General features: G+C 63.1%; 22 protein-coding genes and 1 pseudogene. 9 read left to right on the top strand and 14 right to left on the bottom strand.

The features are described from left to right. Nucleotides 1-113: 113 nt before the first annotated feature. Nucleotides 114-998, bottom strand: coding sequence for a LysR family transcriptional regulator (locus NCR34_RS24005; RefSeq protein ID WP_248324147.1), 885 nt, complete (start codon nt 996-998; stop codon nt 114-116). Nucleotides 999-1,088: 90 nt separating this feature from the next. On the opposite strand from NCR34_RS24005, the gene NCR34_RS24000 reads away from it, so the two are divergent. Next, complete coding sequence (locus NCR34_RS24000) at nt 1,089-2,075, top strand: zinc-dependent alcohol dehydrogenase family protein (protein WP_248324148.1); 987 nt, start codon at nt 1,089-1,091, stop codon at nt 2,073-2,075. 162 nt (nt 2,076-2,237) lie between these two features. Here the strand turns inward: NCR34_RS24000 and NCR34_RS23995 are convergent, their stop codons facing one another. Continuing rightward, a complete protein-coding gene (locus tag NCR34_RS23995) occupies nt 2,238-2,402 on the bottom strand; it encodes a hypothetical protein (protein ID WP_250501200.1) in 165 nt (54 codons plus the stop codon). A 296-nt stretch (nt 2,403-2,698) separates the two neighbouring features. Here NCR34_RS23995 and NCR34_RS23990 point away from each other — a divergent pair, with 296 nt between their 5' ends. Further along, nucleotides 2,699-3,313 carry a TetR/AcrR family transcriptional regulator gene (locus NCR34_RS23990; RefSeq protein ID WP_248324150.1) on the top strand — a complete coding sequence of 205 codons (615 nt, stop codon included), beginning with the start codon at nt 2,699-2,701 and terminating at the stop codon, nt 3,311-3,313. Between the two features lie 128 nt (nt 3,314-3,441). Here NCR34_RS23990 and NCR34_RS23985 read toward each other — a convergent pair. From NCR34_RS23985 to NCR34_RS23975, 3 genes and pseudogenes are all read right to left on the bottom strand, one after another. Further along, nucleotides 3,442-3,924, bottom strand: a pseudogene (locus NCR34_RS23985) (MFS transporter); the annotation flags it as partial. Nucleotides 3,925-3,963: 39 nt separating this feature from the next. Beyond that, complete coding sequence (locus NCR34_RS23980; protein ID WP_248324151.1) at nt 3,964-5,568, bottom strand: ABC transporter substrate-binding protein; 1,605 nt, start codon at nt 5,566-5,568, stop codon at nt 3,964-3,966. A gap of 212 nt (nt 5,569-5,780) precedes the next feature. After that, entirely contained in the window at nt 5,781-6,974 is a 1,194-nt protein-coding gene (locus NCR34_RS23975) for a porin (RefSeq protein WP_502800122.1), read from the bottom strand. A 482-nt stretch (nt 6,975-7,456) separates the two neighbouring features. On the opposite strand from NCR34_RS23975, the gene NCR34_RS23970 reads away from it, so the two are divergent. The 4 genes from NCR34_RS23970 to nikE are packed head-to-tail and all read left to right on the top strand — an operon-like array spanning nt 7,457 to nt 12,606. Continuing rightward, nucleotides 7,457-9,079, top strand: a complete 1,623-nt coding sequence (locus tag NCR34_RS23970) for an ABC transporter substrate-binding protein (RefSeq protein ID WP_248324152.1) — start codon at nt 7,457-7,459, stop codon at nt 9,077-9,079. Between the two features lies 1 nt (nt 9,080). Then, the gene (locus NCR34_RS23965) at nt 9,081-10,019 is read left to right on the top strand and encodes an ABC transporter permease (RefSeq protein WP_248324153.1); all 939 of its coding nucleotides are present in this window, start codon (nt 9,081-9,083) and stop codon (nt 10,017-10,019) included. Then, nucleotides 10,016-10,858 (top strand): ABC transporter permease, encoded by an 843-nt coding sequence (locus tag NCR34_RS23960; RefSeq protein ID WP_248324154.1) that lies wholly within the window; start codon nt 10,016-10,018, stop codon nt 10,856-10,858. Before NCR34_RS23965 ends, NCR34_RS23960 begins: the two co-directional genes overlap by 4 nt. Then, complete coding sequence (nikE, locus tag NCR34_RS23955) at nt 10,855-12,606, top strand: nickel ABC transporter ATP-binding protein NikE (RefSeq protein ID WP_248324155.1); 1,752 nt, start codon at nt 10,855-10,857, stop codon at nt 12,604-12,606. The genes NCR34_RS23960 and nikE overlap by 4 nt, the downstream gene beginning before the upstream one ends. Before the next feature lie 513 nt (nt 12,607-13,119). Here nikE and NCR34_RS23950 read toward each other — a convergent pair. From NCR34_RS23950 to NCR34_RS23910, 9 genes are all read right to left on the bottom strand, one after another. Next, nucleotides 13,120-13,419 (bottom strand): type II toxin-antitoxin system RelE/ParE family toxin, encoded by a 300-nt coding sequence (locus NCR34_RS23950; RefSeq protein WP_248324156.1) that lies wholly within the window; start codon nt 13,417-13,419, stop codon nt 13,120-13,122. After that, nucleotides 13,416-13,673, bottom strand: coding sequence for a type II toxin-antitoxin system ParD family antitoxin (locus tag NCR34_RS23945; protein WP_248324157.1), 258 nt, complete (start codon nt 13,671-13,673; stop codon nt 13,416-13,418). The genes NCR34_RS23950 and NCR34_RS23945 overlap by 4 nt, the downstream gene beginning before the upstream one ends. Before the next feature lie 175 nt (nt 13,674-13,848). Continuing rightward, a complete protein-coding gene (locus NCR34_RS23940) occupies nt 13,849-14,583 on the bottom strand; it encodes an SDR family oxidoreductase (RefSeq protein ID WP_248324158.1) in 735 nt (244 codons plus the stop codon). Continuing rightward, complete coding sequence (locus tag NCR34_RS23935; protein WP_248324159.1) at nt 14,580-16,124, bottom strand: FGGY-family carbohydrate kinase; 1,545 nt, start codon at nt 16,122-16,124, stop codon at nt 14,580-14,582. Before NCR34_RS23935 ends, NCR34_RS23940 begins: the two co-directional genes overlap by 4 nt. 17 nt (nt 16,125-16,141) lie before the next feature. After that, the gene (locus NCR34_RS23930; protein ID WP_248324160.1) at nt 16,142-17,236 is read right to left on the bottom strand and encodes an alcohol dehydrogenase catalytic domain-containing protein; all 1,095 of its coding nucleotides are present in this window, start codon (nt 17,234-17,236) and stop codon (nt 16,142-16,144) included. A gap of 34 nt (nt 17,237-17,270) precedes the next feature. Further along, the gene (locus tag NCR34_RS23925; RefSeq protein ID WP_248324161.1) at nt 17,271-18,275 is read right to left on the bottom strand and encodes an ABC transporter permease; all 1,005 of its coding nucleotides are present in this window, start codon (nt 18,273-18,275) and stop codon (nt 17,271-17,273) included. Next, nucleotides 18,262-19,782 carry a sugar ABC transporter ATP-binding protein gene (locus NCR34_RS23920; RefSeq protein WP_248324162.1) on the bottom strand — a complete coding sequence of 507 codons (1,521 nt, stop codon included), beginning with the start codon at nt 19,780-19,782 and terminating at the stop codon, nt 18,262-18,264. Before NCR34_RS23920 ends, NCR34_RS23925 begins: the two co-directional genes overlap by 14 nt. A gap of 47 nt (nt 19,783-19,829) precedes the next feature. Continuing rightward, complete coding sequence (locus tag NCR34_RS23915) at nt 19,830-20,762, bottom strand: substrate-binding domain-containing protein (protein WP_371747487.1); 933 nt, start codon at nt 20,760-20,762, stop codon at nt 19,830-19,832. Between the two features lie 133 nt (nt 20,763-20,895). Beyond that, the gene (locus NCR34_RS23910) at nt 20,896-21,876 is read right to left on the bottom strand and encodes an AraC family transcriptional regulator (protein WP_248324163.1); all 981 of its coding nucleotides are present in this window, start codon (nt 21,874-21,876) and stop codon (nt 20,896-20,898) included. An 884-nt stretch (nt 21,877-22,760) separates the two neighbouring features. On the opposite strand from NCR34_RS23910, the gene NCR34_RS23905 reads away from it, so the two are divergent. The 3 genes from NCR34_RS23905 to NCR34_RS23895 all read left to right on the top strand — a co-directional run bounded on the left by NCR34_RS23905 (nt 22,761) and on the right by NCR34_RS23895 (nt 25,374). After that, on the top strand, nt 22,761-24,335 hold the full coding sequence (locus tag NCR34_RS23905) for a S53 family peptidase (RefSeq protein ID WP_250501199.1): 1,575 nt from the start codon (nt 22,761-22,763) through the stop codon (nt 24,333-24,335). 348 nt (nt 24,336-24,683) lie between these two features. Then, nucleotides 24,684-24,983: a DUF4148 domain-containing protein gene (locus tag NCR34_RS23900; RefSeq protein WP_248324165.1), complete on the top strand. Its 300-nt coding sequence runs from the start codon at nt 24,684-24,686 to the stop codon at nt 24,981-24,983. Between the two features lie 94 nt (nt 24,984-25,077). Further along, complete coding sequence (locus NCR34_RS23895) at nt 25,078-25,374, top strand: hypothetical protein (RefSeq protein WP_248324166.1); 297 nt, start codon at nt 25,078-25,080, stop codon at nt 25,372-25,374. Nucleotides 25,375-25,545 lie beyond the last annotated feature (171 nt).

Genomic DNA, 25,545 nt, shown 5'->3' with positions numbered 1-25,545 from the left:
GATCGTAAAGATGCAATAGACGTTGCATCCGATATGACGAGCAGTCGGACGATAAATTCGACGCAATGGCACTTTACTGGAGCCGGTCCCAGGTCCGCAGAAGAGCATCGCACTCAGACGTTCGCTAGCGAATCCATCGTTGCATCCACGAGTGCGCGCAGCCGTGCGACGCGACGTAAATCGCGATGATAGCCGAGCCAGACATCGCGGCCCGGCGGCGCTTCGCCCAGATCGACTCGTCGGATGCCCGGCGTCGCATCACCGAGCGGACAAGGCAGCACTGCGAACCCAGAACCTTCGGCACACATGCGCGCCTGTGCTCCACGATTATTGCTGCCGAAGACGATCCGGGCCCGGGGCAACATGCGTGTGACCCACTCAACGTCGGGCAGGGAGCCGAACTCGCTGTTCATACTGATCAGCGTGTAGCCTTCGCCCGACCCGCGTGTCGGCGGAACGAGATCGACGTGCCCATACAACGCGTAGTCGATGTGCATCAGTTTGCGCTGTATGACATCGGGTTCGTCGAACGGCGTGATGCGAAACAGCAGATCCGCATCGCGGCGCGCGAGGTTGTACAGGCGCGAATCCGTGACGAGTTCCAACGAGATGCCCGGGTACTTCGCGAGAAAGCGCGCGAACACTGGCGTGAGTATGTGCACGCCGAACCAGTCCGATGAGGAAACGCGGAGGAGACCTGTCAATTGAGTCTCCTTCCCGGTGAGCGCGCGCGCGAAGCCGAGCGCTTCCTCCTCCATTCGCTCGGCATAGGCGAGCACCGCAACGCCCTCATCCGTCAGCAAGAAGCCATCGCTTGTGCGCTGGAACAGCGCGTGACCGAGCGCCTCTTCGAGTGCGCGCAACCGGCGCCCCATCGTCGGCTGGGTCTGGCCTACGCGCTTCGCTGCCGCCCCCAGCGTGCCGCATCGGGCAATGGCCAGAAAGATCGGGACATCACCCCAATCGAGGCGGGGGTCATTCACTTTTGCATGGCGCATATGCGAAGACGTCGTTTTACATGCGTTTCAGCATAAACCAGAATAAAGCCATTGGCTCGTTCTCGAGCAAGCAACCCGATAGGAAGCCACATGACCATGAAGGCGCTCGTCCTGACCCGCTACAACGGCCCCCTCGAATTAACTGAAATTCCGATGCCCGAACCGTCACAGCGCCAGGTCCGTGTGCGCATTGCCGCAAGCGGCCTTAATCCGCTCGACACCAAGATCCGCGCCGGCAGCGCAGCACATGCGAAGCATCCGCTCCCGCTGGTGCTCGGCATCGATATGGCTGGCGTGGTCGATGCCGTTGGACCGGGGGTAACCTCTTTCCATGTCGGCGACGAGGTCTATGGCATGACGGGTGGCGTCGGCGGCATTCAGGGCTCGCTGGCCCAGTATGCGGCGGTCGATGCCGATCTGCTAGCGATGAAGCCGGCCAACCTGTCGATGCGTGAATCCGCGGCGCTGCCTCTTGCGTTCATCACCTCGTATTCCGGCATAGTCGACCGCGCCCATCTTGAAGCGGGGCAAACTGTTCTGGTGCAAGGCGGAGCAGGCGGTGTCGGGCATGTCGCCGTGCAACTGGCACGCGCACTTGGAGCGCAGGTCTTCGCAACAGCGAGTTCACGTGATCACGGTCTCATTGCGCGTCTCGGCGCTACGCCCATCGACTACCGGTCGCAATCGGTCGAGCAGTACGTCGCCTCGTTGACGCAGGGTGCAGGCTTCGACGTTGTGGTTGACACCGTCGGGGGCCCTTCGCTCGACGCGTCGTTCGCCGCAGTCAAGCATTATGGTCATGTCGTCAGCGCGTTGGGCTGGGGCACGCATGCGCTGGCTCCGCTATCGTTTCGAGAAGCGACGTACTCGGGAGTCTTTACCCTCTATCCGCTCCTGACCGGCATGCATCGCGCGCATCATGGAGAGATGCTGCGCGAGGCCACACAGATGATCGAAGCCGGCAAGCTCACGTCGCATCTCGATCCTCGCCGGTTCGACCTGCAGTCCGCGGAACTCGCCTACCATGCCATCGCAAACGCGACCGCACGCGGAAAAATCGTGGTGGACGTCGCGTGACGTCGAACACCTCGAGTGCGAAGCGGCCGCTGGTTCGGTGTGGGGAAAGGGGTCTGCGTTGCGCGCGGCGCGGAAGATCGGCGCGACGACGACTCGTGTCACGTCGAGTCACGTCGAGTCGCGTCACAACGTCGGCCAGAGAAGCCCGATTTCCCCGCTTACTCACTTCAGCGATGCCGCAGCCGTCGACTGTGCGTAGTCCCCGGGCAGCGAACTGGACCTCAGCACGTTGGCCGGCAAATGCTCCGCGTCATCCTTCGATACGGCTCCCACGAACTTCCAGCCTGACGGCATCTTCACGAACGTGTAACCCGTCGGTTGATCCACGAACACGGAATAAACAGGGCTCGCTGGTGAGGCGACAGGCGCAGCACTGCTTGCGAAAGTTGTGATAGGCGCAGCAATAACGAGCGCGGCAGACAAGGCGGCAATAGACGTTCTCATGGAAAGCTCCAAAGCTCTGGTTTATGTAACGATCGACACATATATTAAATGACGATCGCGCGATAAGGTCCAGACATTTTGTTACGCTCGACATATAATTGTGATTTCCATGCACGTCATTAATGCCGCCGCGTGCAGTGGGGCCGGGAGACAATATGACGCTAGACAGACAGCGCCCCATGGAAGAGCCCCAAAGATCGCGTGGCCGGCCGCGCGCTTTCGATCGCGATGCGGCGCTCAGGCGGGCAATGGAGGTGTTCTGGGCCAAAGGCTTCGACACCTGCTCGATGTCCGACCTCGTCAATGCCATGCGCATCAATTCGCCAAGCATCTATGCCGCCTTCGGCAGCAAGCAGGAGTTGTATCGCGAGGCGCTTGCCCTCTACGCACGCGAGGAAGGCGGCGCAGCGGTTCGACAGTTGCGCGCGCATGAATCTGTGCGCGACGCGCTACGCGCGATGTTCCGCGCGAGCGTCGTACTGTTCACGAGCGGTCAGGCCCCACGTGGCTGCATGATTTTTCTCGGTGGCATGTCGGTTGGAATCGAGCACGCCGAACTACGCGACGAATTGCGCGCGGAACGCCGCAACGTGGCGCGAGCGATTGCCGCACGGCTCAAACAGGCGCGCGAGGAAGGCGAACTCGATGCCAACGCCAACGTTCAAGCGATCGCCGCGCTCTGCATGACGCTGATGGGAGGTTTGTCGATAGAGGCTCAGGACGGCGTGCGCCGCGCGTCGCTGTTCGCCGCGATCGATGAATTCATCGCCGGCTTGCCGGTCGCCTCGGCATAGCGATATGGGTGTGTCATCGGCTAACGATCATGTGCTTGCGCGCTGAACTTAACCGTCCGCGCCACTGATCTTACCCGAAGCATGCTGATAAGCCGCGAAATTGGACGTCGATGAAGACGACAATTCCATCACTTGCGCGGCTGAATGGTTGCCGCCGCAATTCCCGCTCCGGCGAAAGCGCACGCGGCCGCCACCAGCGCGACGGCGCGCAGCGCGTCAGCGATGGCGTCGGCGTCTGCCCGTGCGACCGGTAGCGCACGTCCATCGCCCGCCGCTGTCGCAGACTCAATACCCGGCTGCAACGACGTCGCGGTCACGCGTGCATTCTGCGGCACGTGCAACGCGTCGAGCCGCGCCGACAACGCCGCATGGTGCGACCAGACGAACACAATGCCGAGCACGGCAAACACCAGCAGGCTAGCCACGCGCGCAACAGCGTTGTTGATGCCCGACGCAATGCCCGCGCGGTCGGCCGGCACCGAATTCATGACCGTCGTGGTCAACGGCGCGACGGTGATCGTCATCCCGAGGCCGGGCACGGGAAGCGCAGGGAAGAATCCGGCCGAATAGCTGCCGCCCGCAAACGGCAGCGCCCGCAGTGCGAAACCGACTCTAACTGCAACTCGGACTGAAACCGGGGGCAGGTCGATTCATTCAAGCGTTATGCCATCGAAACGATGGCCGCCCAGCGGACTAATCAAGTATCCGTGCACTCGCTTGGAGATGGGCTGGAACGTGTTAGCGTGGGCGATCGGCGTGTAAGGAACCTGGTCCTTGAACACGACCTGCGCTTCTTCATAGAGCTTTGTGCGCGCGCTCTGATCGGTGACGAGCCGGGCTCTCGAGAGCAGATCGTCGAACTGCTTGTTGCACCATTTCGCCATGTTGCTGCCGTGCACAGCGTCGCAGCCGAGCGTCGTGCCAAGCCAGTTGTCGGGATCGCCGTTGTCACCGAGCCAGCCGTAGAGGATGGCGTCATGTTCGCCATTGGTCTTCGCGCGCTTGTTGTACTCGGCCCATTCGTAAGTCACGATGTTCGCCTTCACGCCGATCTTCGCCCAGTCGGACTGAATGAGTTGCGCCATCAGCCGGGCGTTCGGGTTGTAGCCGCGCTGCACAGGCATGGCCCAGAGCGTGATGGCGAAGCCGTCGGGAAAGCCTGCCTCTTTCAGTAACGCTCGCGCGCGTGCCGGATCATACGGCGCGTCCTTCAACGCCTTGTTATACGACCATTGCGATGGCGGCATCGGGTTGGTGGCGACCGTCGCGGCGCCTTCGTACACGGACTTGATGATCGCCTGTTTGTCGATCGCCATGTCGAGCGCGCGACGCACCTGCACGTTGTCGAGCGGCTTGTGCGTTGTGTTGTATCCGACGTAAGCGACGTTGAAGCCCACGCCAGACAGCACGGCGAGATTCGGCTTCTTCTTCGCGCTCGCAATATCGGCCGGCCGTGCGAAAGACGTGACCTGGCATTCGCCGCTCTCGAGTTTCTGTTCGCGCACGGCGGCGTCCGGTGTGATGGAGAAGACGAGCTTGTCGATGTGCACGTCCTTCCTGTTCCAGAAGGTCGGATTGGCGTCGTAGCGAATCGTCGAGTCTTTCTGATAATCGCGGAAAACGAAAGCGCCGGTGCCAACAGGCTTCTGGTTGAAGTCCTCGACCTTGCCCGACTTGAGCAGCTGCGCGGCATATTCCGCCGACGCGATGGATGCAAACTCCATCGCCACATTACGCACGAACACGACGTCCGGCGTCCTGAGCGTAAAGCGCACCGTGTAATCGTCCAGCTTGTCGACGGACGCGATGTTCTTGTCGTAGCCGAGGTCGGTCAGATACGGAAAGCTGACCGGATGCGCTTTCTGAAAAGGCTCGTTCGGGTCGATCATGCGCCTGAACGTGAACACGACATCGTCCGCATTGAAGTCGCGCGTCGGCTTGAAGTAGGACGTCGATTGAAACTTCACGCCATGACGCAGATGGAACGTGAACGTCTTCGCATCCGGTGACGCGTCCCAGGTCTCGGCGAGACCCGGCGTGAGATCCAGCGTGCCGCGCTTGAACTCGACCAATGTGTCGAAGACGGCGTGCGCGCCGGCATCGAAGTCCGTGCTCGTCGTGTATTGCGCGGAATCGAATCCGGCGGGACTGCCTTCGGAGCAGAACACGAGCGTCTTGCTTGCTGCTTGCGCGGATTGCGGCGCGGCGCTGAATGCAGCAAGTGCGGTAAGCGCGGAGAGGGCGACGGAACGCATCGGCGCGGCCCATGCACTGCGTGTTGCGGCGATTGTTGTCATTGTCGCTTTGGCACGAGAAGGGTTGTCATCCCGCGTGAGAGCGGGGTCGATCGCGTACTTTACCAACAGAAGCAATGACGCACATATTCCGTCGCTGCAAAAGAGGTTGACGCGTGGCTCCCCGTCGATCATCCACGCAGACATGGATCGTCAACGCGATAACGATTCGCTCAGAACCTCACCCGCACGCCGCCGAACGCCGCCACTTGCCGGTTCGTCGACGATGCGGCTCCGGCGTCGGCGATAGCAGCGATCGCTCGATAGCCGGTGCCGACGCGTGTCGATGCATCCTCGGCGGCAAGCTGATAGACGCCCGACAGATACACGTCGGTACGCTTCGACAATGCGTAATCGACGCCCAGCGTGAACTGATGCCAGCGAGGCTTGAGCGTCGCGCCATTCGTGCCGGGCAGGCTGTAAGCGCGGCCGTCGGTGAACGTGTAGACGCCTACGAGCGTCGTCGCCGGCGTGATGCTGTAACGTCCGTTGACGTCGTAGTTATTGAACTTGCGCGAGGAGCCGTCGTTGTAGTCGAGTTGCGTGTGACTCCACGCAAAGCCGATGGTCGCCAGCGATCCGATCGCATAATTGCCGCCCGCCACGGTGATCTGCTGACGCGCGACGCCACCGTTGAGGCCATAGAAGAGCGCGCCGCTGTAGTCATCGCCGGATGTCGTCGATGCACCGCCGATTGCGCCGCTCGTGTTCGTCGTCGCATTCGGATGATCGAGCCGTACATAGCCCGCGCCGAGCGACAACGGCCCGCGCCCGTAGCTTGCCGATACGCCCCACGCGCGGTTATTGCCGAAGCCCGCGCCTGCGCCGTTACTGGCCTGATTGCTGAAGGCATACAGGGCATCGACGGTTACGCCCGCGATGGTATCGCTCTTGAACTTGACTGCGTTGTTGATGCGGAACGTCTGGTTCAGATTGTCGTTATCGCCGACATGCGTGGCGGGCGACCAGAACCCCGGCCCTGCGAAGAGGGCGACGAGATCGGTGTTCGGATCGTATTGACGCCCGAGCGTCAGCGTGCCGATGCCTTTCTTTCCCACGCCCGCATATGCTTGCCGCCCGAACTCGCGTCCGCCTTGCGCAAGCGTGCCGTCGTTGACGCGATAGCCGTTTTCCAGCGTGAAGAGCGCGGTATAGCCGCCGCCCAGATCTTCGACGCCCTTGATGCCCCAGCGGCTGCCGTTGAGCTTGCCGCTGGTCGCCTGCACGTTCGATGCCCCGCGCTGGTTGTTCGTGTAGGCGATGCCGGCATCGATGAGCCCGTAAAGCGTCACCGAGCTTTGCGCCTGCGCGATGCCGGGAAGGGCGACCATCAGGCCAGCGGCGCTGGCGAGTCCGACTCGTTTCACTCGCTTCCTTTTTGTACGTGTTAACCAGGAGTTTCTGGCGGAAGGCGATCTTACGGTCGCGCTTACCAATGCCGAACAAACGAATTCTGATTTGTAATGTCGCGGCAAGGCGATTTGCAATGCGAAGCATCTGTCGAACAGAAGCGATGCGCAAACGGAAGCCATCGTGCCGGCAAGGCCCGCGTGATATCGATATGAAACCTCATTGGTTATCGCTTGGAAAAGGCTGCACTAGAATCGGCCGCCCAATCTTGCGCAACGGTTGCAAGGCTAGGCGTCAACTATGTTTATGAACTTTGCTTCGTTGCCTCGAATGTCATGTCGACCGTAAGCTTTTCGATCTATCGCGATGCCGCCCGCCTGTCTGCACGCTGCGCCGGACCACGCTAAGGGCTGCGGGCATCGCGTCTTTTTGTCTGCTCGGGGAATTCCATTCGATGAACGTAAAACGACCGGCGCTCACACGCGCTTTGGCCATAGTCATGACGATCGCCTCGAACGCGGCGATCACCGCCTGCAGCAAATCGGAGTCCACAACAACCACGCACGCGGCCGCAAAACAACCGGCGACGGGCGGCGATCTCATCTGGGGCGTGACGACCGAACCCGCTTGCTTCGATCCACATCGTTCATCGCAGCAAAACTCGTTCTGGGTCATCCGCAATTACATCGATTCCCTCGTCTCGAAGCGCACCGACGGCACCTACGCGCCGTGGCTCGCGAAGTCGTGGAGCATTGCCGACGACGGCAAGAGCTACACATTCCAGCTGCGCGACGACGTGAAGTTCACTGACGGCTCGCCGTTCAATGCTGACGCGGTGAAAGCCAACTTCGACTACATCCTGAGGAACGTCAGCACGACATCGGCGTCCGCGTCGCTGCTCGTCGCGTTCGATCACGTCGAAGTGGTGTCGCCTTACGTTGCCAGGCTCGTGATGAAGCAGGCCGATTCCACGACGCTCGAATCGCTCTCGAGCGTCAAGCTCGGCTTCATCTCGCCGAAGGCGCTCGCCGAGAACAAGGACCTGTGCGGCGGGGGACCGGGCATCGTCGGGACCGGGCCTTTCGTGTTCAAGTCGTATCAGCGCGGACAGCAGGCGACCTTCGAACGCAATCCCGATTATCGATGGGCGCCCGACAACGCAGCGCATCGCGGACCGGCCTATCTCTATCGCGTCACTTATCGGTTCTTGCCTGAGGCGGCCGTGCGAACCGGCGCGCTGAGTTCGGGGCAGGTCGATCTGATCGAAGGCGTCCAGCCGACCGACATCGCCGCGTTCGACAAGGTCGATGGCTTCCAGTACGTGCACGGTCCGTCCGCGACCACATCGTTCACGCTGAACATCAACTACACGGTGCCGCCCGCGAACGACGTCCGCGTGCGGCGCGCGCTGCGCGACGGCTTCGACCTCGACGCCATGGTGAAGAGCGTGTATCTCGGCACGGTGCGGCGCGCATGGTCGAACATCGGTCCGGACAATCCGGACTACGCGAAACAACTCGAGGGTTCATGGGGCAACAAGATCGCCGACGCGAACCGTCTGCTCGACGAAGCCGGATGGACCGCGCGCGACAAGGACGGGTTTCGGACCAAGGAGGGAAAGCGACTAACGATCGAAGTCGGCTATCCCCAACCCTACGTCCGCGACAGCCGTGACGTGCTTATCCGTGCAGTGCAGTCGGCGCTGCGGCAGAACATCGGGCTCAATCTGGACCTGCGCATCACGACTGCAGGCGACTTCGCCAATCAGAAGGCGACCGGCGTGTGGTTCATCTATCCGAACACGGACAACCCGTCCGATGTCGCGATGGAACTGTGGGACATGCTCGGCGACAAGGGCTTCCTCTATAGCGCCATTCCTGCCTCCGACAAGAAGATCACCGGCGACATCGACCGCGCGCGCCTGATGCCGATCGGCGATGAACGGCGCAAGCTGCTCGGCGAGATCCAGGCACGCGCCGTCGATCAGGCGTTCATCGTGCCGCTGTTCGCGCCGGTGTATCACCTCGCGTCGAAGTCGAACGTGCATGGCATCGGTTTCGAGCCGCAACTGGACGGCCCGGCGAGCGCTTACGACATCTGGATCGACAAACAGGGAGCGTGAGATGCGCAGACAGATTGCGACGCGCCTGATGACAGGATTGCTCGTGCTGTGGCTCGCGGCGTCGGTGGCTTTCGTCGCGATACACGCTCTGCCGGGACGCATCGAGGACGTGCTCGCGGGCGATCTCGCGTATCCCGGCTTGCGCGAGGCGATCGCCGCGCAGTGGGGCCTCGATCACAGTCTGCCGTGGCAATACGGGCAATTCCTGCTGCGGCTCGCGCATGGCGACCTGGGCACGTCGTTCGTGATGCAGCAGCCGGTGCGCGACGTGCTGCGCAGCCAGCTTTGGCCGACGATGCTACTCGCGTTGTCTGCCGGCGCGCTCGCGCTCGTGCTCGCCATTGTGGTGGCGACGGTGACGGCGGGCGGGGAGGGCACGCGCGGGGCGTGGGGCGCGCTCGGTGCGCGATGCGCGTCGCTGATCGAGCTCACGTTTACGTCCACGCCGGTGTTCTGGCTCGGCATGTTGCTGCTGATCGCGTTCTCCTTCCAGTTGCGGCTCTTTCCCGTATCGGGCGCGAACGGCTGGCGCGCGCTCGTCCTGCCCGCCGTGACGCTGGCGCTGCCGACCGCCGGGATTCTTTCGCAGGTGATGCGTGAATCGATTGAAGCGGCACTGGCGAAACCATTCGTCACGACGATACGCGCGCGTGGCGTGTCCGAACTTGTCCTGCGCGCGCGCCATGTGCTGCGCCATGCGTTGCTGCCGGTCGTGACGCTCGGCGGCTGGCTAGTCGGCAGCCTGCTCGGCGGCGCGGTCATCACCGAGAAAATGTTCGGCAGGCCGGGCATCGGCAGCGTGACGCTCTACGCGGTGACATCGCAAGACGTGCCGGTGGTGCTGGCCGTCGTGCTGCTCGCGGCGTTCGTGCACGTCGTCATGTCGACGTTGCTCGACATCGCCTATCTCTTCATCGATCCGAGGTTGCGCAGACAATGAGCACCGTGATACGTACCGCATTCGCGCGGGGGCGCGCACCGCTACCCGCGAGCGTGATGATCGCCGTGGCGTTTGTCGTCGCGCTCGGCATGGCAATGGCCTTTCCACGCATCGTGACGCCGTTCGATCCGCTCGCGAGCGACGTCGCCGCGACGCTGCAGCCGCCCGACGCGCAGCACTGGTTCGGCACCGATCGCATCGGGCGCGACGTGCTTTCGCGCGTGATACACGGCGCGCGCTATTCGTTGCTGATCGGACTCGCGAGCATGATCGTGAGCCTTGCGATCGGGCTCGTCGTCGGCCTCTTTGCGGGCTTGTCGAACCGTCTCGCCGATGAAGCCGCGTCGCGCGTCTTCGACGTGCTTTCCGCGTTTCCGCCAATCCTGTTGTCGCTCTTCGTCGTGACCTTCCTCGGACAGGGCATTGTCAATATCGCCATTGCCGTGGGCATCGCGGGCATTCCGAAGTTCGGGCGCGTGCTGCGTTCGCAGGCGCTCGTCGTGCGCCACGCGGACTACGTCACGCACGCGGTGAGCTTCGGCCTCTCGCGCACGCAGATTTTCTTTCGCCATGTGCTGCCGAACGTGCTCGTCGCGGTGCCGGCCATCGCGACGATCGATATCGGCAGCGCGATCATCGCCGTGTCAGGACTGAGCTTTCTCGGGCTGGGTCCGCAACCGCCGACGCCCGAGTGGGGCGTGATGCTCGCCGAAGGGCGCGACGTGTTGCGCGTCGCGTGGTGGCCGAGCGTGTTTTCGGGCATGGGGATCACGTTGACCGTCTTGTCATTCGCGGTCATCGGCCGCTTCCTGCAACGCAAGTTCGAGGTACGCGCATGAACGCGCAGGCATCGGTGACGGATCGGCCGCTGGTGAAGATTCGCGGGCTGTCCATCGGTTTCGCGAATGGGCACGGCGGCACGCCGCTCGTGCAGGGCGTCGATCTGACGATCCGGCCCGGCGAGTGCGTCGCGCTCGTGGGCGAGTCCGGCTCGGGCAAAAGTCTCACGGCGCGCAGTCTGATCGGTTTGGCGGGGCGCGGGGCGCGGATTACCGCGGAACGCTTCGAGATCGCCGGACGCGATGCGCTCGCGTTCACCGAGCGCGACTGGCGTGGCTTGCGGGGTCCCTTCGCCGGACTGGTGATGCAGGACGCGCTCGTCTCGCTCGATCCGCTGCGCACGATCGGCGCGGAGATCGAGGAGGTGCTCGCGCATCATCGCGTGCTGCGCTCGCGCGCCGATAGACGTGCGCGGGTGCACGACGTGATGACGGACGTGGGCATTCCCGAACCGGCGATGCGTGCCCGGCAATACGCGCACGAACTCTCGGGCGGCCTGCGGCAGCGCGCGCTGATCGCGTCGGCGATTGCGGCCGGCCCGGCGCTCGTCATCGCGGACGAACCGACCACCGCGCTCGATGTGACCGTGCAGGCGCAAGTGCTCGCGGTGCTCGGCGAGCGTCTCGCGCAGGGCGTCGGCGTCTTGCTGATCAGCCACAATCTTGCGGTAGTCGCGGGCATCGCGAATCGCGTGCTCGTCATGCACGGCGGCAAGGTCGTCGACAGCGGCGCAACGCGGGACGTGCTGCAGCATCCGTCGCACGACTACACGCGGCAGTTGCTGGCCGCGCAGCCATCGCTGGAGTCGCGCGGGCATCGGCTCAGTTCGGCGCGCATGGCGGTCACGACGCGCGGAGCGATGCCGGCGATCGTGCGCGATCAACTGCCGCCTCGGGCGGCCCCGTCAGATCGCGCGGTGCTCGATGTGGCAGGCATCGGCAAGACCTATGCACGGCGCGGCGGGGGTCGCGACCAACGCTTCACCGCGCTCGACGATGTGTCGTTTCGCGTGCGCGAGGGCGAGGTGCTTGGCATCATCGGCGAATCGGGATCGGGCAAGAGCACTTGCGGGAATATCGTGCTGGGGCTGCTTACGCCGGATCGCGGGGCCGTGCGTTTTCTGGGGCGTGAATGGAACGGCGCCGGTATCGGCGAGACGGCGCGTAGCGCGCTGCGCTCGCGCATGCAATATATCCCGCAGGATCCGTTAAGTTCGTTCGACCCGCGGCATGCCGTGCGCGAATTGCTGTTCGAGGGGCTGCATTCGCGAGGTCTTTCGAAGGCCGCGGTCCTTGCTCGCAGCGTCGAATTACTGGAGCAGGTCGGGCTGAGTGCGGCGTATCTGGACCGACGGCCGGCGTCGCTTTCTGGCGGGCAGCGGCAGCGCGTGGCGATCGCGCGGGCGCTTGCGCCGGAACCGGCGCTGATCGTCTGCGACGAGCCGGTTTCTGCGCTCGATGTTTATGTGCAGGCGCAGGTGCTCGATCTGCTGGTGTCCCTGCAAGCCCGGCATGCGACCGCGCTGCTCTTTATCTCCCATGACCTCGATGTCGTGGGGCATCTGTGCGATCGAGTGCTCGTCCTCAAGTCGGGGCGCGTCGTCGAAGAGGGCGACGTGGAGGCGGTGTTCGCGCATCCACGGCACGCCTATACACGATTGCTGTCGGCATCGGCGCCGACTTTGCGGCATGAGCGTGATGAAAGACACTATGAGGCGGCGTCCCTCGCGCGAGAACCGATTCCTTGATGGGGCGCGTCATCGGTGGTTCGTTTCAATCACGGTTTCGACAATCGAGCCGGAATTACGAACGGCCAGGTCGATTCGGGATCGGGTGGTGCCATACGAAATCCGCTTACCGAAAAGCGGTCATTCGCCGGAGCAGGCAGCTCTGACACCGTACAGCCAACGCAGGCGGCTGGGGTTCCAAGCTATGTACAAACAGCGAAGGCCCGCAGCGCCGCGAAGTCATTGCGGGTGTCCGGCGCCCCGCTCTTAGTGACAGTCTGCGGCTTGTTTGGCACGCGTCTCAGTACTGGCTGCGGCGACATGCGCCTGTGATCTCTTGAGGACGACGACCATGGCAACCAGGAGACGCCCCCGGTGAGTCGAGTCCTTCCTGTGACCGTCCGCGTCTCACCGTTAGTTGTCGACGACGAGCCAGCGCACTTCATCTTCAATAGCAGCGAGCTTAGAACGCCATCCGCTTGCGGTGGCGCTTGACATACGCGCCTTACCCCGCTTCGCGCTTCCCGACGGGGGCTATAAAAAAAGGATTCCGGCAATGTCCCGCGCGCTGTTTATAACGTGGATTACGTCGATGCGCTCAGGGTTTCCGGTGACCCGATAGAAGATTTGATAGCTACCGTGGACCCGATGCCGGACACCGCGATCCTCGTATCGCGGCACCAGCGGGTAGGCGCGTGGCATGTCTGCAAGGCTCGTGCACTTGTCACGCAGTTCGCGAGCGAAGCTCAAGGCGCGCTGCGGATTGGCGCGTGCGATGTAATCGCCAATCGCTTCTAGTTCCGCCTGAGCGTCAGGCAGGATGCGGACGATCATGCTTTTCGACTAGCCATCGCCTTATACTTTGCTTCGAGCCGGTCGAATACTTCATCGGCGGCCTTGCCTCGGCCCGCGTCTGAATCAGCAATTCCGCGTTCGATGACGGCGTCCAGGGCCGCTAGCTGGGTCTCGCGGTCCTGAATGAGTCGCACCCCCTCGCGCAACACTTCGCTTTTTGAGCCATAGCGGCCCGTCTCGACAAGCTTTGTAATGTATCCCTCGAGCTGCTGTCCCAAGTCCGCACTAATCATGTTTCGCTCCTCCGGTCGACATAGCGCTATTATACCGCTTATCAACTATTATCAAGCGCGATGCCGGACTGAAGCCGTCCGTGATTGTTTCAGGGGAGACCCCTCAGCGTCATAAGCATTAAGAATGCGCATAGCTAAATGACGATAACTTCTATTATGTCAATTCAACCATCCTTCACCGCGCCGTATACCCCCCATCGACCGCCAACGAAACCCCGCTGATCATCGACGCCGCATCACTCAGCAAGAACAACACAGGCGCCACGACTTCCTCTGGCTCCGCGAACCGTCCGAGCGGAATCGCCTGAAGCATCGGCTCGCTCTTGATCGGATCGCTCCAGGCAAAGCGTGCCATGGGCGTGAGCGTGACCGTCGGATTGACGCTGTTGACGCGGATGCCGTGCCGTCCGAGCTCGATGCAAAGCACGCGAGTAATCGAATCCAATGCCGCTTTCGACGCGCAATAGCTGAGATGGTCCGGCAAGCCGACGAGCGACGCCTGACTCGACACGTTCACGATGCTGCCGCCGCGCCCGACCATCTTCAGCGCGGTGGCTCGGGCGACCAGCGCGGCGCCTCGCGCATTGACGGCCATCACGCGGTCGAATGCGTCGGCGTCGAATTCGAGCGCCGGTTCGAGCGATGCAATGCCCGCGCAGTTCACGAGACCATCGAACGCATCGAACGGCTCCAGCGCCGCATCGATGACCGAACGATGCGCGCCCACATCGAGCCGCAGCGTCGCGCAGCCCGTTTCGTTCGCGAGCGTGTCGAGCGCGGCGGCATCGCGCCCCGCCGCGACGACATGTGCGCCGCAACGCGCCAGCGTCTGCGCGCAGGCACGCCCGATCCCACTCGATGCGCCCGTCACCAGAACGCGCTTGCCGCTAAAGTCGAACTCGGTTTTCATATCGATTGCAACCTGTGCATGGATGGCATGAGCGCCGGATAAAGCGCCGTGTAGACATCGAAATAATCGGCATAACGGGCCGCGCTCTCAGCGTCCGGCCGCGCGCGCTCGATGAGCGTCGACCAGCCGGTTTGCGCGGTATCGTGCGTCACGAGTCCGGTGCCGACTGCCGCGAGCAGCGCCGCGCCCAACGCGGCTTCCACTTCCTCGCCGATCGTCCAGACAGGAAAGCCCGTGACGTCCGCGATGATCTGCATCCACAGCGGCGAATGCGCGGCGCCGCCCACGACGATCAGCTTGTCGTCGAGCGATTCCGAGCCCTTTCGTCCGGCCTCGATGTTGTGCCTGAGCGCGAAGGAAACGCCTTCGAGCACGGCCCGGTAGAGATGCGCGCGCGTATGCGCGAGGCTCAGGCCGATGAACGCGCCGCTCGCCTTCGCATCCCAGACCGGACTGCGCTCGCCCATCAGATACGGCAGGAACATCGCGCCTTGCGCGCCGGCCGGCACGCGCGCGGCAGCTTCCTCCAGCAGCACGTGCGGATCGCCGTGCGGCAACGCGCGCGCCGCCGCGACCTCCGCCTGACAGAACTGCTCGCGATACCACGTCACCGACGCGCCCGCCGTGATCGCGCCGCCGAACACGTATAGATCGCGCGTGCCGTTGAGTACATGCGGCATCGACACGAGCCCATGACGCGCATCGACGTGCTGGTTGATGTAGCCCCAGCACATGCTCGTGCCGATCATCGCGACGTGCTGTCCCGCGCGCGCCGCGCCGGCCGCGAAGGTCGCCACGGCCGCATCGACGCCGCCCGCGACCACCGGCGTGCCCGCCGCCAGGCCCCATCGCGCGGCCCATTGCGGCAGCAACCCGCCGACGATATCCGTCGATTCGACGAGCCGCTGCGGCATCATGCGCGCGGGAATGCCGAGCGCGTCCAGCATCTCGGCGGACCAGCCGCGCCGCGCGACGTCGTACAGGCCGCCGATGTTTCCCGCCGAACTGTGATCGACCGCGATCTCCCCGGTGAGACGATGAATGACGTACGCGTTCGGCGGCAGGAAATAGCGCGTCTTCGCCCACACGTCCGGACGATGCTCGCGCAGCCACAGCATCTTCGTGAAACCGTAATAGCTGTCGACGCCATTGCCGGTGATCGCCTGCAATCGATCGAGATCGACCTGCTCGCGCACGCGATCGGCTTCTCCGGTCGCGCGCCGGTCCATCCAGATGAGACAGGGATGCAGCGGTTCGATCGCTTCATCCACCGGAATGCCCGAGCCGCCGTACAGACTGCTCACGCACACGCCGCGAATGGATGCCGCATCGATGCCCTGCGCCACAGCCTGCGCCACGCAATGCGCGATGCATTCGTCGACGGCATCGAACCACACCGACGGCCATTGCTCGGCCCAAAGCGGCTTCGGCGTATCCGGCTGATAGCTGCTCGAATGCTTCGCGACGATCGCGCCATCGCGCCCGACGAGCAGCGCCTTGGTGCTCTGCGTGCCTATGTCCACGCCAATCACGTATTCCATCGCTTCTCCGCGCGTGATCAGCGCTCGCCGGCGGGCTTGAGCAGCACCTTGATGGAATCGGTCGAATTCGCGACCTTGATCGCCTCGTCCCATTCCTCCAGCGAGAACCCATGCGTGACGATGCCTTTCGACGTGACGAGCCCGCGCGCGAGCAGATCGATCGCGATCGGATAGCAGTACGGTCCCAGATGCGCGCCGCGCACGTCCAGTTCCTTGCGGTCGCCGATGATCGACCAGTCCACCGTGGCATCCGCGCCGAACACGCTGAACTCGACGAAGCGCCCGAGCTTGCGGATGAGATCGAGACCTTGCGTCACGCCGATCGGCGCGCCGGTCGTTTCGATATATACGTCGCAGCCGTAGCCATCGGTCAGCGACTTGATCACGTCGAGCGCGTTGTCCTTCGTCGGATTGATGACCACGTCCGCGCCGTACTGTTTCGCAAGTTCGAGGCGCTCGTCGATGAGATCGATCACGACGAGTTTCTTCGGCGTCTTCAGATGCGCGACCTGCGTCATCATCAGACCGAGCGGACCCGCCCCGGCGATGACCACGACATCGTCCAGTTGAACGTCGCCACGATTGACCGTGTGGATCGCGCACGACAGCGGCTCGATGATCGCCGCGTCTTCGAGCGACACGCCGAGCGGAATCTTGTGGACGATCGCCGTCGGCGGAATACGCATGTACTCGGCCATGCCGCCATCGGCCACTTCGCGCTGGAAGCCGAAGATGTTGTGGACCTCGCACATCCAGTACTGGCCCGACTTGCAATAGCGGCATTTCCCGCAGGGCACGATCTGTTCCGCGATCACGCGATCGCCGACCTGCACGCCGAAATGCTCGGCCGCGCCCTCGCCCGCTTCCTCGACGTAGCCGAAGAATTCGTGGCCCGGAATCACCGGCGCCTTCACCCACGGGCTCGGGCCGCCCCAGAACATTTTCGCGCCGGTGTAGCACTTGCAGTCGCTCGCGCAGATGCCGCAGGCAGCGATCCGGATCACGAGTTCGTTGCGGCCGGCGCGCGGCTTCGTCACCTGTTCGACGCGGTAATCCTCGGGCGCGTGGCACACGATGGCGGTCATCCGGGACTCGGTGTTCTGTGTCGTCATATGTCTCTCGTTGAAGGTTCGCAGCTTGAGGAGATCAGCGCGAGCGTTCGCGGCTGATATAGATCGCGAGCAGGATGATTCCGCCCTTGATCACGTTCTGTACGTATGGATTCACGCCGATCATGTTGAGGCCATTGTTCAGCACGCCTAGCAAGAGCGCGCCGACCAGCGTGCCGAGGATCGATCCCCGTCCGCCGGATATCGACGTGCCGCCGAGCACCACCGCCGCGATCGCGTCGAGTTCGAAGCCGACGCCCGCGTTCGGCTGGCCGCTCATCAGACGCCCGGTCAGCACGATCGCGGCGAACGCGGACGTGAGCCCGGACAGCGTATAGACGATCAGCTTCACGCGCGCCACGCGCACGCCCGACAAGCGCGTGGCCTGCTCGTTGCCGCCGATCGCGTAGACGTAACGGCCGAACGGCATGCGGTCGAGCAGCAGCCAGGCAATCAGATAGACGGCGAGCATGATGAGAACCGGCGCCTGGATGCCGAGCACCTTGCCGCTGCCGAAGAAGCTGACCCAGTCGGGCAGGCCGTCGATCGGATAGCCGCCGGTGTAGATGAGACCGAGGCCCCGCGCGATGCCCATCGTCGCGAGCGTGACGATGATCGGCGGCATGCGCGCGAACGCCACGAAGAAGCCGTTGGCGACGCCGAAGCCGAGTCCGACGGCGACGCCCGTCAGCAAGGCAGCGACCGCGTTCAGGCCCGAGACCATCAATCCGGCCGCGATCGTGCCCGACAGCGCCATGACCGAACCGACCGACAGATCGATACCGCCCGTGAGAATCACGCAGGTCATGCCGACCGCGATGATCGCGTTGATCGACACTTGCCGCAGCACGTTTTCGAGGTTCGCGGCGGACAGGAAACTCGAACTCGCCACCATCATCACGATACAGACGACGATCAGCCCGATGAGCGGATAGAAGAGCGTCGAGCGTCTGAAGCTCGCGAAGCGCGAGCTCGCGCTGCCGTGCGCGCTGGCGGCCGCGACGTCACGTGAGTTCGGAGAAGATGTGTCAGGCGTGTTCATGTGTCGCTCCGCGTGCCCCGGCTGTTGCATAGGTCATGACCGTGTTCGAATCGATCTCGTCGCCGCTCAAAATCGCCTCGATGCGTCCCTGCCGGAACACACAGACGCGGTCGCACATGCCGACGATTTCCGGCAGCTCCGACGAGATCATGATGATCGAGTAGCCGCGCGCGGTGAGTTCGCGCATCAGCCCGTAGATTTCCGCTTTCGCGCCGACGTCGATGCCGCGCGTCGGTTCGTCGAAAACGAGGATGCGTGTGTGATGATTCAGCCAGCGCGCGATCACCACTTTCTGCTGGTTTCCGCCCGACAGCGTCGCGACTTCGGTGTGCATCGACGGCGCCTTCACACCGACGCGTTTCATGATCTCCGCCGTCGTGCGCGCTTCGATGCGATGGTTCAAAAACCAGCGCAGCGAGCGATACTTGCCGAGGTTGTTCAGCGAGATGTTGTCGCGGATCGAGAAGGAAGTGACGAGCCCTTCCGTCTTGCGGCTCTCGGGCAGAATGCCGATGCCTGAACGGAGCGCATCCGCGGGGTCCGACAGTTTCGCCATTGCGCCGTGCACGCGAATCTCCTTCGCATGAACCGGCTCCGCGCCGATCACGGCAAGCGCAGTCTCCGTGCGGCCCGAACCCACGAGCCCCGCGAAGCCGAGAATCTCGCCCTCGCGCAGCGTGAACGCGTTGACAGGACCGTCCTTCGTGATCTGCAGCGAGCTCACGTCGAGCACGGTCTTGGCATCGTCGCGTAACGCGGGCTTCGGCGGAAAGCTGCTCTCGATGCGCCGTCCGACCATCATCTCCACGAGCCGCTCGACATCGGTCTTCGCCACGTCCGTCATGCCGACATACTGGCCGTCGCGCAGCACGGTGATGCGGTCGCAGACATCGAAGATCTCTTCTAGATGATGCGAGATGAAGATCATCGCCACGCCCTGCTGCTTCAACTGCCGCATGATCGTGAACAGATGATCGGCCTCGGCGGGCGTCAGCGTGGCGGTGGGCTCGTCGAGAATCAGAATGCGCGCGTTGAGCGACAACGCCTTGCCGATCTCGACGAACTGCTGCTGCGCCACCGACAGCGTGCGGATAGGCACGTCCAGATCGATGCCGACGCCGAGGCGCGCGAAGATATCCGCGGCTTCGCGGCGCATCGCGGCGCGGTCGCGCGTGCGCCACACCGTGCGGCGCTCGCGGCCCAGGAAGATGTTATCGACCGCGTTGAGGTAGGGAATCAGGCTGAATTCCTGAAACACGATACCCACGCCCGCCGAGACCGCATCGTGATAGTTGTGGAACTGACGCGTCTGCCCGTCGATCTCGATCTCGCCCGAGTCGGGCTGATAGATCCCGCAAAGGATCTTCATCAACGTCGATTTTCCCGCGCCGTTCTCGCCGAGCAGCGCGTGAATCTCGCCACGCGCGATCTCGATGTGGATGTCCTGCAGCGCCTTCACGCCGGGAAAGCTCTTCGTGATGTGCTTGAGCCTGAGAATCATGTCCATCTGCGCCTCTTTCGGGCGGACGGCGAGCCGTCCGCCGACATCGCGTTTTACCAGGTGAAGCCCTTGGCGTTGTCCTTGTCGACCACCTTCACGTCGACCGGCACGGCCTTCGGCACCGTCGCGCCCCACTTCTTGGCCAGTGCGACGCCGAGCGCGATGCGAACCTGATCGGCCGGGAACTGCGCCGTCGTTTCGATGAACTTCGAGTTCGGCTTCTGGATCGCATCCACCGCTTCGGGCGCGCCATCGACGCTCGTCAGCTTGATGTCCTTGCCCGACGACGTGATGGCCGAGAGCGAACCCATTGCGCCGCCGTCGTTGACGCTGAAGATGCCCTTCAGGTTCGGATGCGCGGAGATCATGTTCTCCGTCACCGACAATGCGGTCGCGCGCTCCTGCTTGCCGTTCTGCGTATCGACGAGCTTCACGTTCGGGAACTTCGCGAGCCCCGCCTTGCAGCCGCGCACGCGTTCGAGAATCGGCACGACCGGAATGCCGTCGAGGATCGCCACTTCGCCGCTGCCGCCGATCGCTTTCGCCAGGTATTCGCACGACATCACGCCGGCGTCGTAGTTTTTCGAGCCGACGAAGGAGTCGACGGGACCGTTGGCGTTCGCATCGACTGCAACGACGACCGCGCCCGCTTTCTTCGCCGCCGTGACGGCCGATTGAATGCCGGTCGAATCGGTGGGATTGACGAGCAGAATGTCGATCTTCTTCTGCAGCATGTCTTCGACGTCGCTGACCTGCTTGCTGACGTCATGGTGTGCGTCGGTGACGACGACCTTCGCGCCGATCGAATTCGCCGCTTCGTTCAGCGCCTTTTGCATCGTGACGAAATACGGGTTGTTCATTTCCTGGAAGGTCATGCCGATCGTGAGCGGTGCCGCCGCGTGCGCGACACCGCAAAGCGCGCCCCCAAAAGCAAGCGTGCCGATCAACGCGCCCCGGCGCAGCGACGAAACGGACATGCGGTTCATAGTTGTGTCTCCTAATTAACTTGCACTTCTTCAGGGTGAATGAAGCCCTCGCGCGAGCGAAGGGCGAATCTCGACAAGACGGCTGCTTTACGGCGAAAAGAGCGCGAGCGCCTTGGGCGTTGGGCGTTGGTCGTTACGTGGGCGACGATCGCATTCGTCGATCGACGGACGACGCGTAGCCGGCGGCCGTGTGTCCCGGCGACACATGCTCCGGGCTGCCTTCCGACGGCGCGTTCAAGTTGACTTCCCGGCTGCGCGCATTGATCCGCTGCAGCGCGCGGAACTCGGACGGCGTCATGCCTTTTGCCGCCCGGAACTGCCGATTGAAGTTCGACACGTTATTGAAGCCGGCCTGAAAACAGATCTGCGTGATGTTGATTTCGTCGGCGAGCAGCATGTGACACGCCGCTTCGATACGCAGGCGGTTCACGTACTGAACGAACGTCGCGCCCGTATGGCGATGAAACGCGCGCGAGAATGCGCTGACGCTCTGTCCGGCGAGGCCGGCGAGATCCGACTCGCGCAGATCCGACGCCAGATTCTTGCCGATGTGCGCAAGCACATGACCGAACCGCTTGGACGAAGCGACGTTCTGCTCGTAAGCGATGCTCGCGAGGAGCGTCTGTTCCTTCGCATCGCAAAGGCATTCGAGAATACGAAGGAACAGCGAAATGCGCCGGATGCCGCGCGCCGTCAACAGTTCTTCGAACAGCGGCGCGACGACCGCGCTCGTCTGCGAGTCGAACAGGATCCCGCGACGTGCGTTGTCGAGCAACGGCTGGGCGTCGCGGCACTCGGGGAATGCTTCCATGCAGCGCTTGACGAAGTCCGTGCCGAACTGGATCACGAGATTGCGCCGCTCCACGAATTCGCCGTCCGGCACTTCGCTGACCCAGTTGTGCGGAAGATTCTCTCCCATCAGAACGAGGTTGCCTGGGCCGAACGAGCCGACATGATCGCCGACGAAGAACTTGCCGTGCGTGGCGACGATCAACTGCAACTCGAATTCCGGATGGAAGTGCCAGCGCACCGTCTTGTACGGATAGCCGTGCGACCAGGCCTTGAAGGACTCGCCGTGTCGAACGTCGACCACCTCTAGATCGGGGTGCCTCATGAAGCCGTCTCCAGTTTCTTTTATTGCCGGCTGCTTGTTGCCATTTTCGGGGCGCCGGCTATTGACGCCAATTTAGATCGGTCAGTGTCGCGCTTCTACCAACTTTTCGCCTCTTTTTATGTACTTTTTTGCATGCACAGAGGGTCATTGCGTCTCGACAGCAAATTGTGCGACGCAAAAATGTTCAGCTCCAGTATTTTCTTGATCGGCGGCGTAGCGGGTTTCCCCCGATTCGAAGGGACCAGGGTTCAAGACCGTCCGATACGAGGCAAGCGAGTTTCGTGAGACGCGCAGTTGTCTTGTCGAGCATGAAACCTCCAAAGGCGAAGGCATCGCGAATTACAGCGGAACCGTGGGGTTATTCCGGTGAGCGATAACGTGCCCTCGCCGGTGCGTCCACCCTGCCCTGCCTCAACGCGACCGGCCGGATGAAATCATGCCTCGGTGCAAAGTTTGCCGGACCTGGAGACTGCTCATTCTTCGACGCGCGGGGTAGGAGCTTGAGCCCGACGCGTAGCCTGCAGCTTCACCAAAAAATTGCCGACGGATCAGCAGACTGCCCCGGCGCTTGTTTCTTGAAAGCCGATGAATGGCGTTGGCCCGGGCCGGCGCCCTGATTCTCGTGCAGGTACCGAATAGGCGCGTCCCCCCATCCGGATATGCGACTTATGCAGGATGGTGCATCGCGCATTACGAGCCGAGAATGTATTCCATCGGTGGATGCAGCAAAATCCGCGCGCCACCCACGCGAAAGACAAAAAGCGTTTCGCCCATCTCCCGACCCAAACGGAAGTACGCCTGACTATCATTCGATGCCCGGTCGCCGCCCGCCTGGCATCGATGCGACAGCGCACGGAGGCGGCGTCTCTTAGGAGCAGTCAGACATGGCAATCCATCCACTCAACGGAAGCGAGCGCGCGCCCCTTCAAGGCGCGAAGCCCGTCGGCAAGGCAGACCCGGACGAACGCCTCGAGGTCACCCTGCTGGTGCGGCGGCGGTCGAGCGACGCATTCGCGAAGCATATGGCCGAACTCGCGGCGCAAGGGACATCGGCGAGGCATATCGGTCACGATGACTTCACCAGGGACTTCGGCGCAGACGACGCGGACCTGTCGGCGGTTCGGTCGTTCGCACAGAGGCACGGTCTCGCGGTGGTCGAGTGTCATGCGGCACGGCGCGCGGTGGTGCTGTCCGGCACCGTCTCCCAGTTCGAAGCGGCCTTCAACGTGAGCCTCGAACAGTATGAGCATGCGGGCGGCACGTATCGCGGGCGCGTCGGAGCGGTCCATCTTCCCGACGAACTGAACGGCGTGGTCGGTGCCGTCATGGGTCTCGACAACCGCCCGCAGGCGCGGCCAAACTTCCGCGCACGCGCGCCGCACGGCAATGTGCGCTGGGCGGCCGCAGCGGCGGGGCCGTCTGCGTTCACGCCGGTGCAGATCGCGTCGCTGTATGACTTCCCTGCAGGCGACGGAAAGGGTCAGTGCATCGCGCTGATCGAGCTTGGCGGAGGATTCAGACCCGCCGATCTGAAGACCTATTTCGCCTCGCTGCGGGTGGCCGCGCCTTCCGTGACCGCGGTCTCCGTCGATCACGCTCGGAACCATCCGACCGGCGATCCGAACGGCCCCGATGGCGAAGTGATGCTCGATATCGAGGTTGCGGGCGCCGTCGCGCCGGGCGCGAAGATTGTCGTGTATTTCGCGCCCAACACCGACGCAGGCTTTCTCGATGCCATCAGCACGGCGATTCATGACACGAAGAACAGGCCGTCGGTCATCTCGATCAGTTGGGGTGGTCCCGAATCGGAATGGACGCCGCAGGCCCTAAGCGCTTTCGATCAGGCGTTCCAGTCGGCTGCAGCGCTCGGCATCACGGTCTGCGTCGCATCGGGCGACAACGGTTCGGGCGACGGCGTGAACGACGGCGCCGATCATGTCGATTTTCCCGCCTCCAGCACGTATGCACTGGGTTGCGGCGGCACGTCGCTGCGGGCGAACGGCAATCAGTCGAGCAGCGAGACCGTCTGGAACAATGGCGCGGGCGGCGGTGCGAGCGGCGGCGGGGTGAGCGCGACCTTCGCGTTGCCGGCGTGGCAGGAAGGGCTTCACGTCACGCGCGCGGGTGGTCAGCACAGTCCGCTCACGAAGCGCGGCGTGCCCGACGTCGCGGGGGATGCCGATCCCGAGACCGGCTACGAAGTGCGTGTCGACGGTCACAACATGGTGATCGGCGGAACGAGCGCGGTCGCACCGCTATGGGCCGGGCTCATCGCGCGCATCAATGCGATCAAGGGCGCGCCGGTGGGATACATCAATCCGCAGCTCTACAAAAACCCGTCGCTGCTCGTGGATATCACGCAGGGCAATAACGGGGATTTTGCGGCGTCGGCCGGATGGGATGCGTGTACCGGGCTCGGACGGCCTGATGGCAAGAAGGTGCAGGCTGCCGTGAGTTGAAGCGGGCACGGCGTGCTCGTGATGCAACAAGTCATGCTTGGCGAGCACGCCGGCGGCCGGAGGGATCGTTGGAGCATTCACGGCGAGACGCGCGAAGGAATCTACCGCAACAAGACGCACGCCCGACACGGCGGTCTCAGCGACCGGCCTCATTGGCGCCTGGCAGCCATACCGACGAAGCCCGATGCCTTTCGAGGCACATACTTCGTGTGCTGCTGAAGAATATCGCGCTGCTGGTTCCCTCTGGTCGCCTCTGCGCCGACTGGAGCACAATGAATGCGGAAGTCGACGCGCGGGCGGCGGGCTGGCACCGCCGAGCGCTGCTAATCACGACGCGTGGAGGTTGCTATGAAAAGCCTCAAGGGTAGCTGCTTAACGCTTGCGGCCTTGTCGCTCCTACAGGCCGGAAACGCTGCTGCCGCCGACGTCTCACAAGGCGGACGACATTTGACAGCGACGGAGTGCCGTGACCTGTCCGCGATGAAAAACAAGCAGCCCCCGACAAAGACGCAACACCGCAGCGAGCTCTCGGCGTTGAGAAAAGCCGGCTACAACCCTGCACCGTGGCACGACGACCCCCACTACCCCGCGAACCTGCACGCAGCGCAGCGCTTGGTCGACCAGTGGTTCGAGACGGAGTGCAAGTAAGTGGCGACGGCCGGCAATGGCCGATTAAGCGATTGCGAGCCCGCCGCGCGACCGCAGATCGGGACTGCCTGAAAGTCCCGGAAGGAGAAATGACATGATTGGTGTTTTCGTCAGATTTCGCTACGGCGACGACTTCGATGAGCAAGCCGTTCGGCACATCGCTCAGACCGCGCGCGCGAAGTTCGAAGGAATGGCGGGCTTACACTCGAAAGCGTTCACGGTCGATTCCGCGCGGCGCGAGGCGACGAACTTCTATGTGTGGGACTCGGACGACGTCGCCAATGCATTCTTCTGCAATGAAAATCTGGATCGAATAGCGGGCCTGTATGGCGTGCGCCCCGACGTTAAGTTCGTGCAGATTGCCGCGCTGGTGGAGAACAAGGGCGCGTGACGCCGCGGTCAATGAGGACGGCCCGAGGTGTCCGGTGTCAACGTTATATGCAGGGGTTCGGGGCGCAATTCATGGCTTCGTCATCGAAGAAGAGCCACGCGGGCCACTTCGCGCCGAGTCGCCTTGCGAGCGCTTCGCCGCCTTGCTCCATGACGTAAATATCGTTGCAGA

The sequence above is a fragment of the Caballeronia sp. GAWG1-5s-s genome (assembly GCF_023631445.1).
Taxonomy (GTDB): Bacteria; Pseudomonadota; Gammaproteobacteria; order Burkholderiales; family Burkholderiaceae; genus Caballeronia.
The sequence above is the reverse complement of the archived record's forward strand: the minus strand, read 5'-3'. Positions and strand labels throughout refer to the sequence as shown.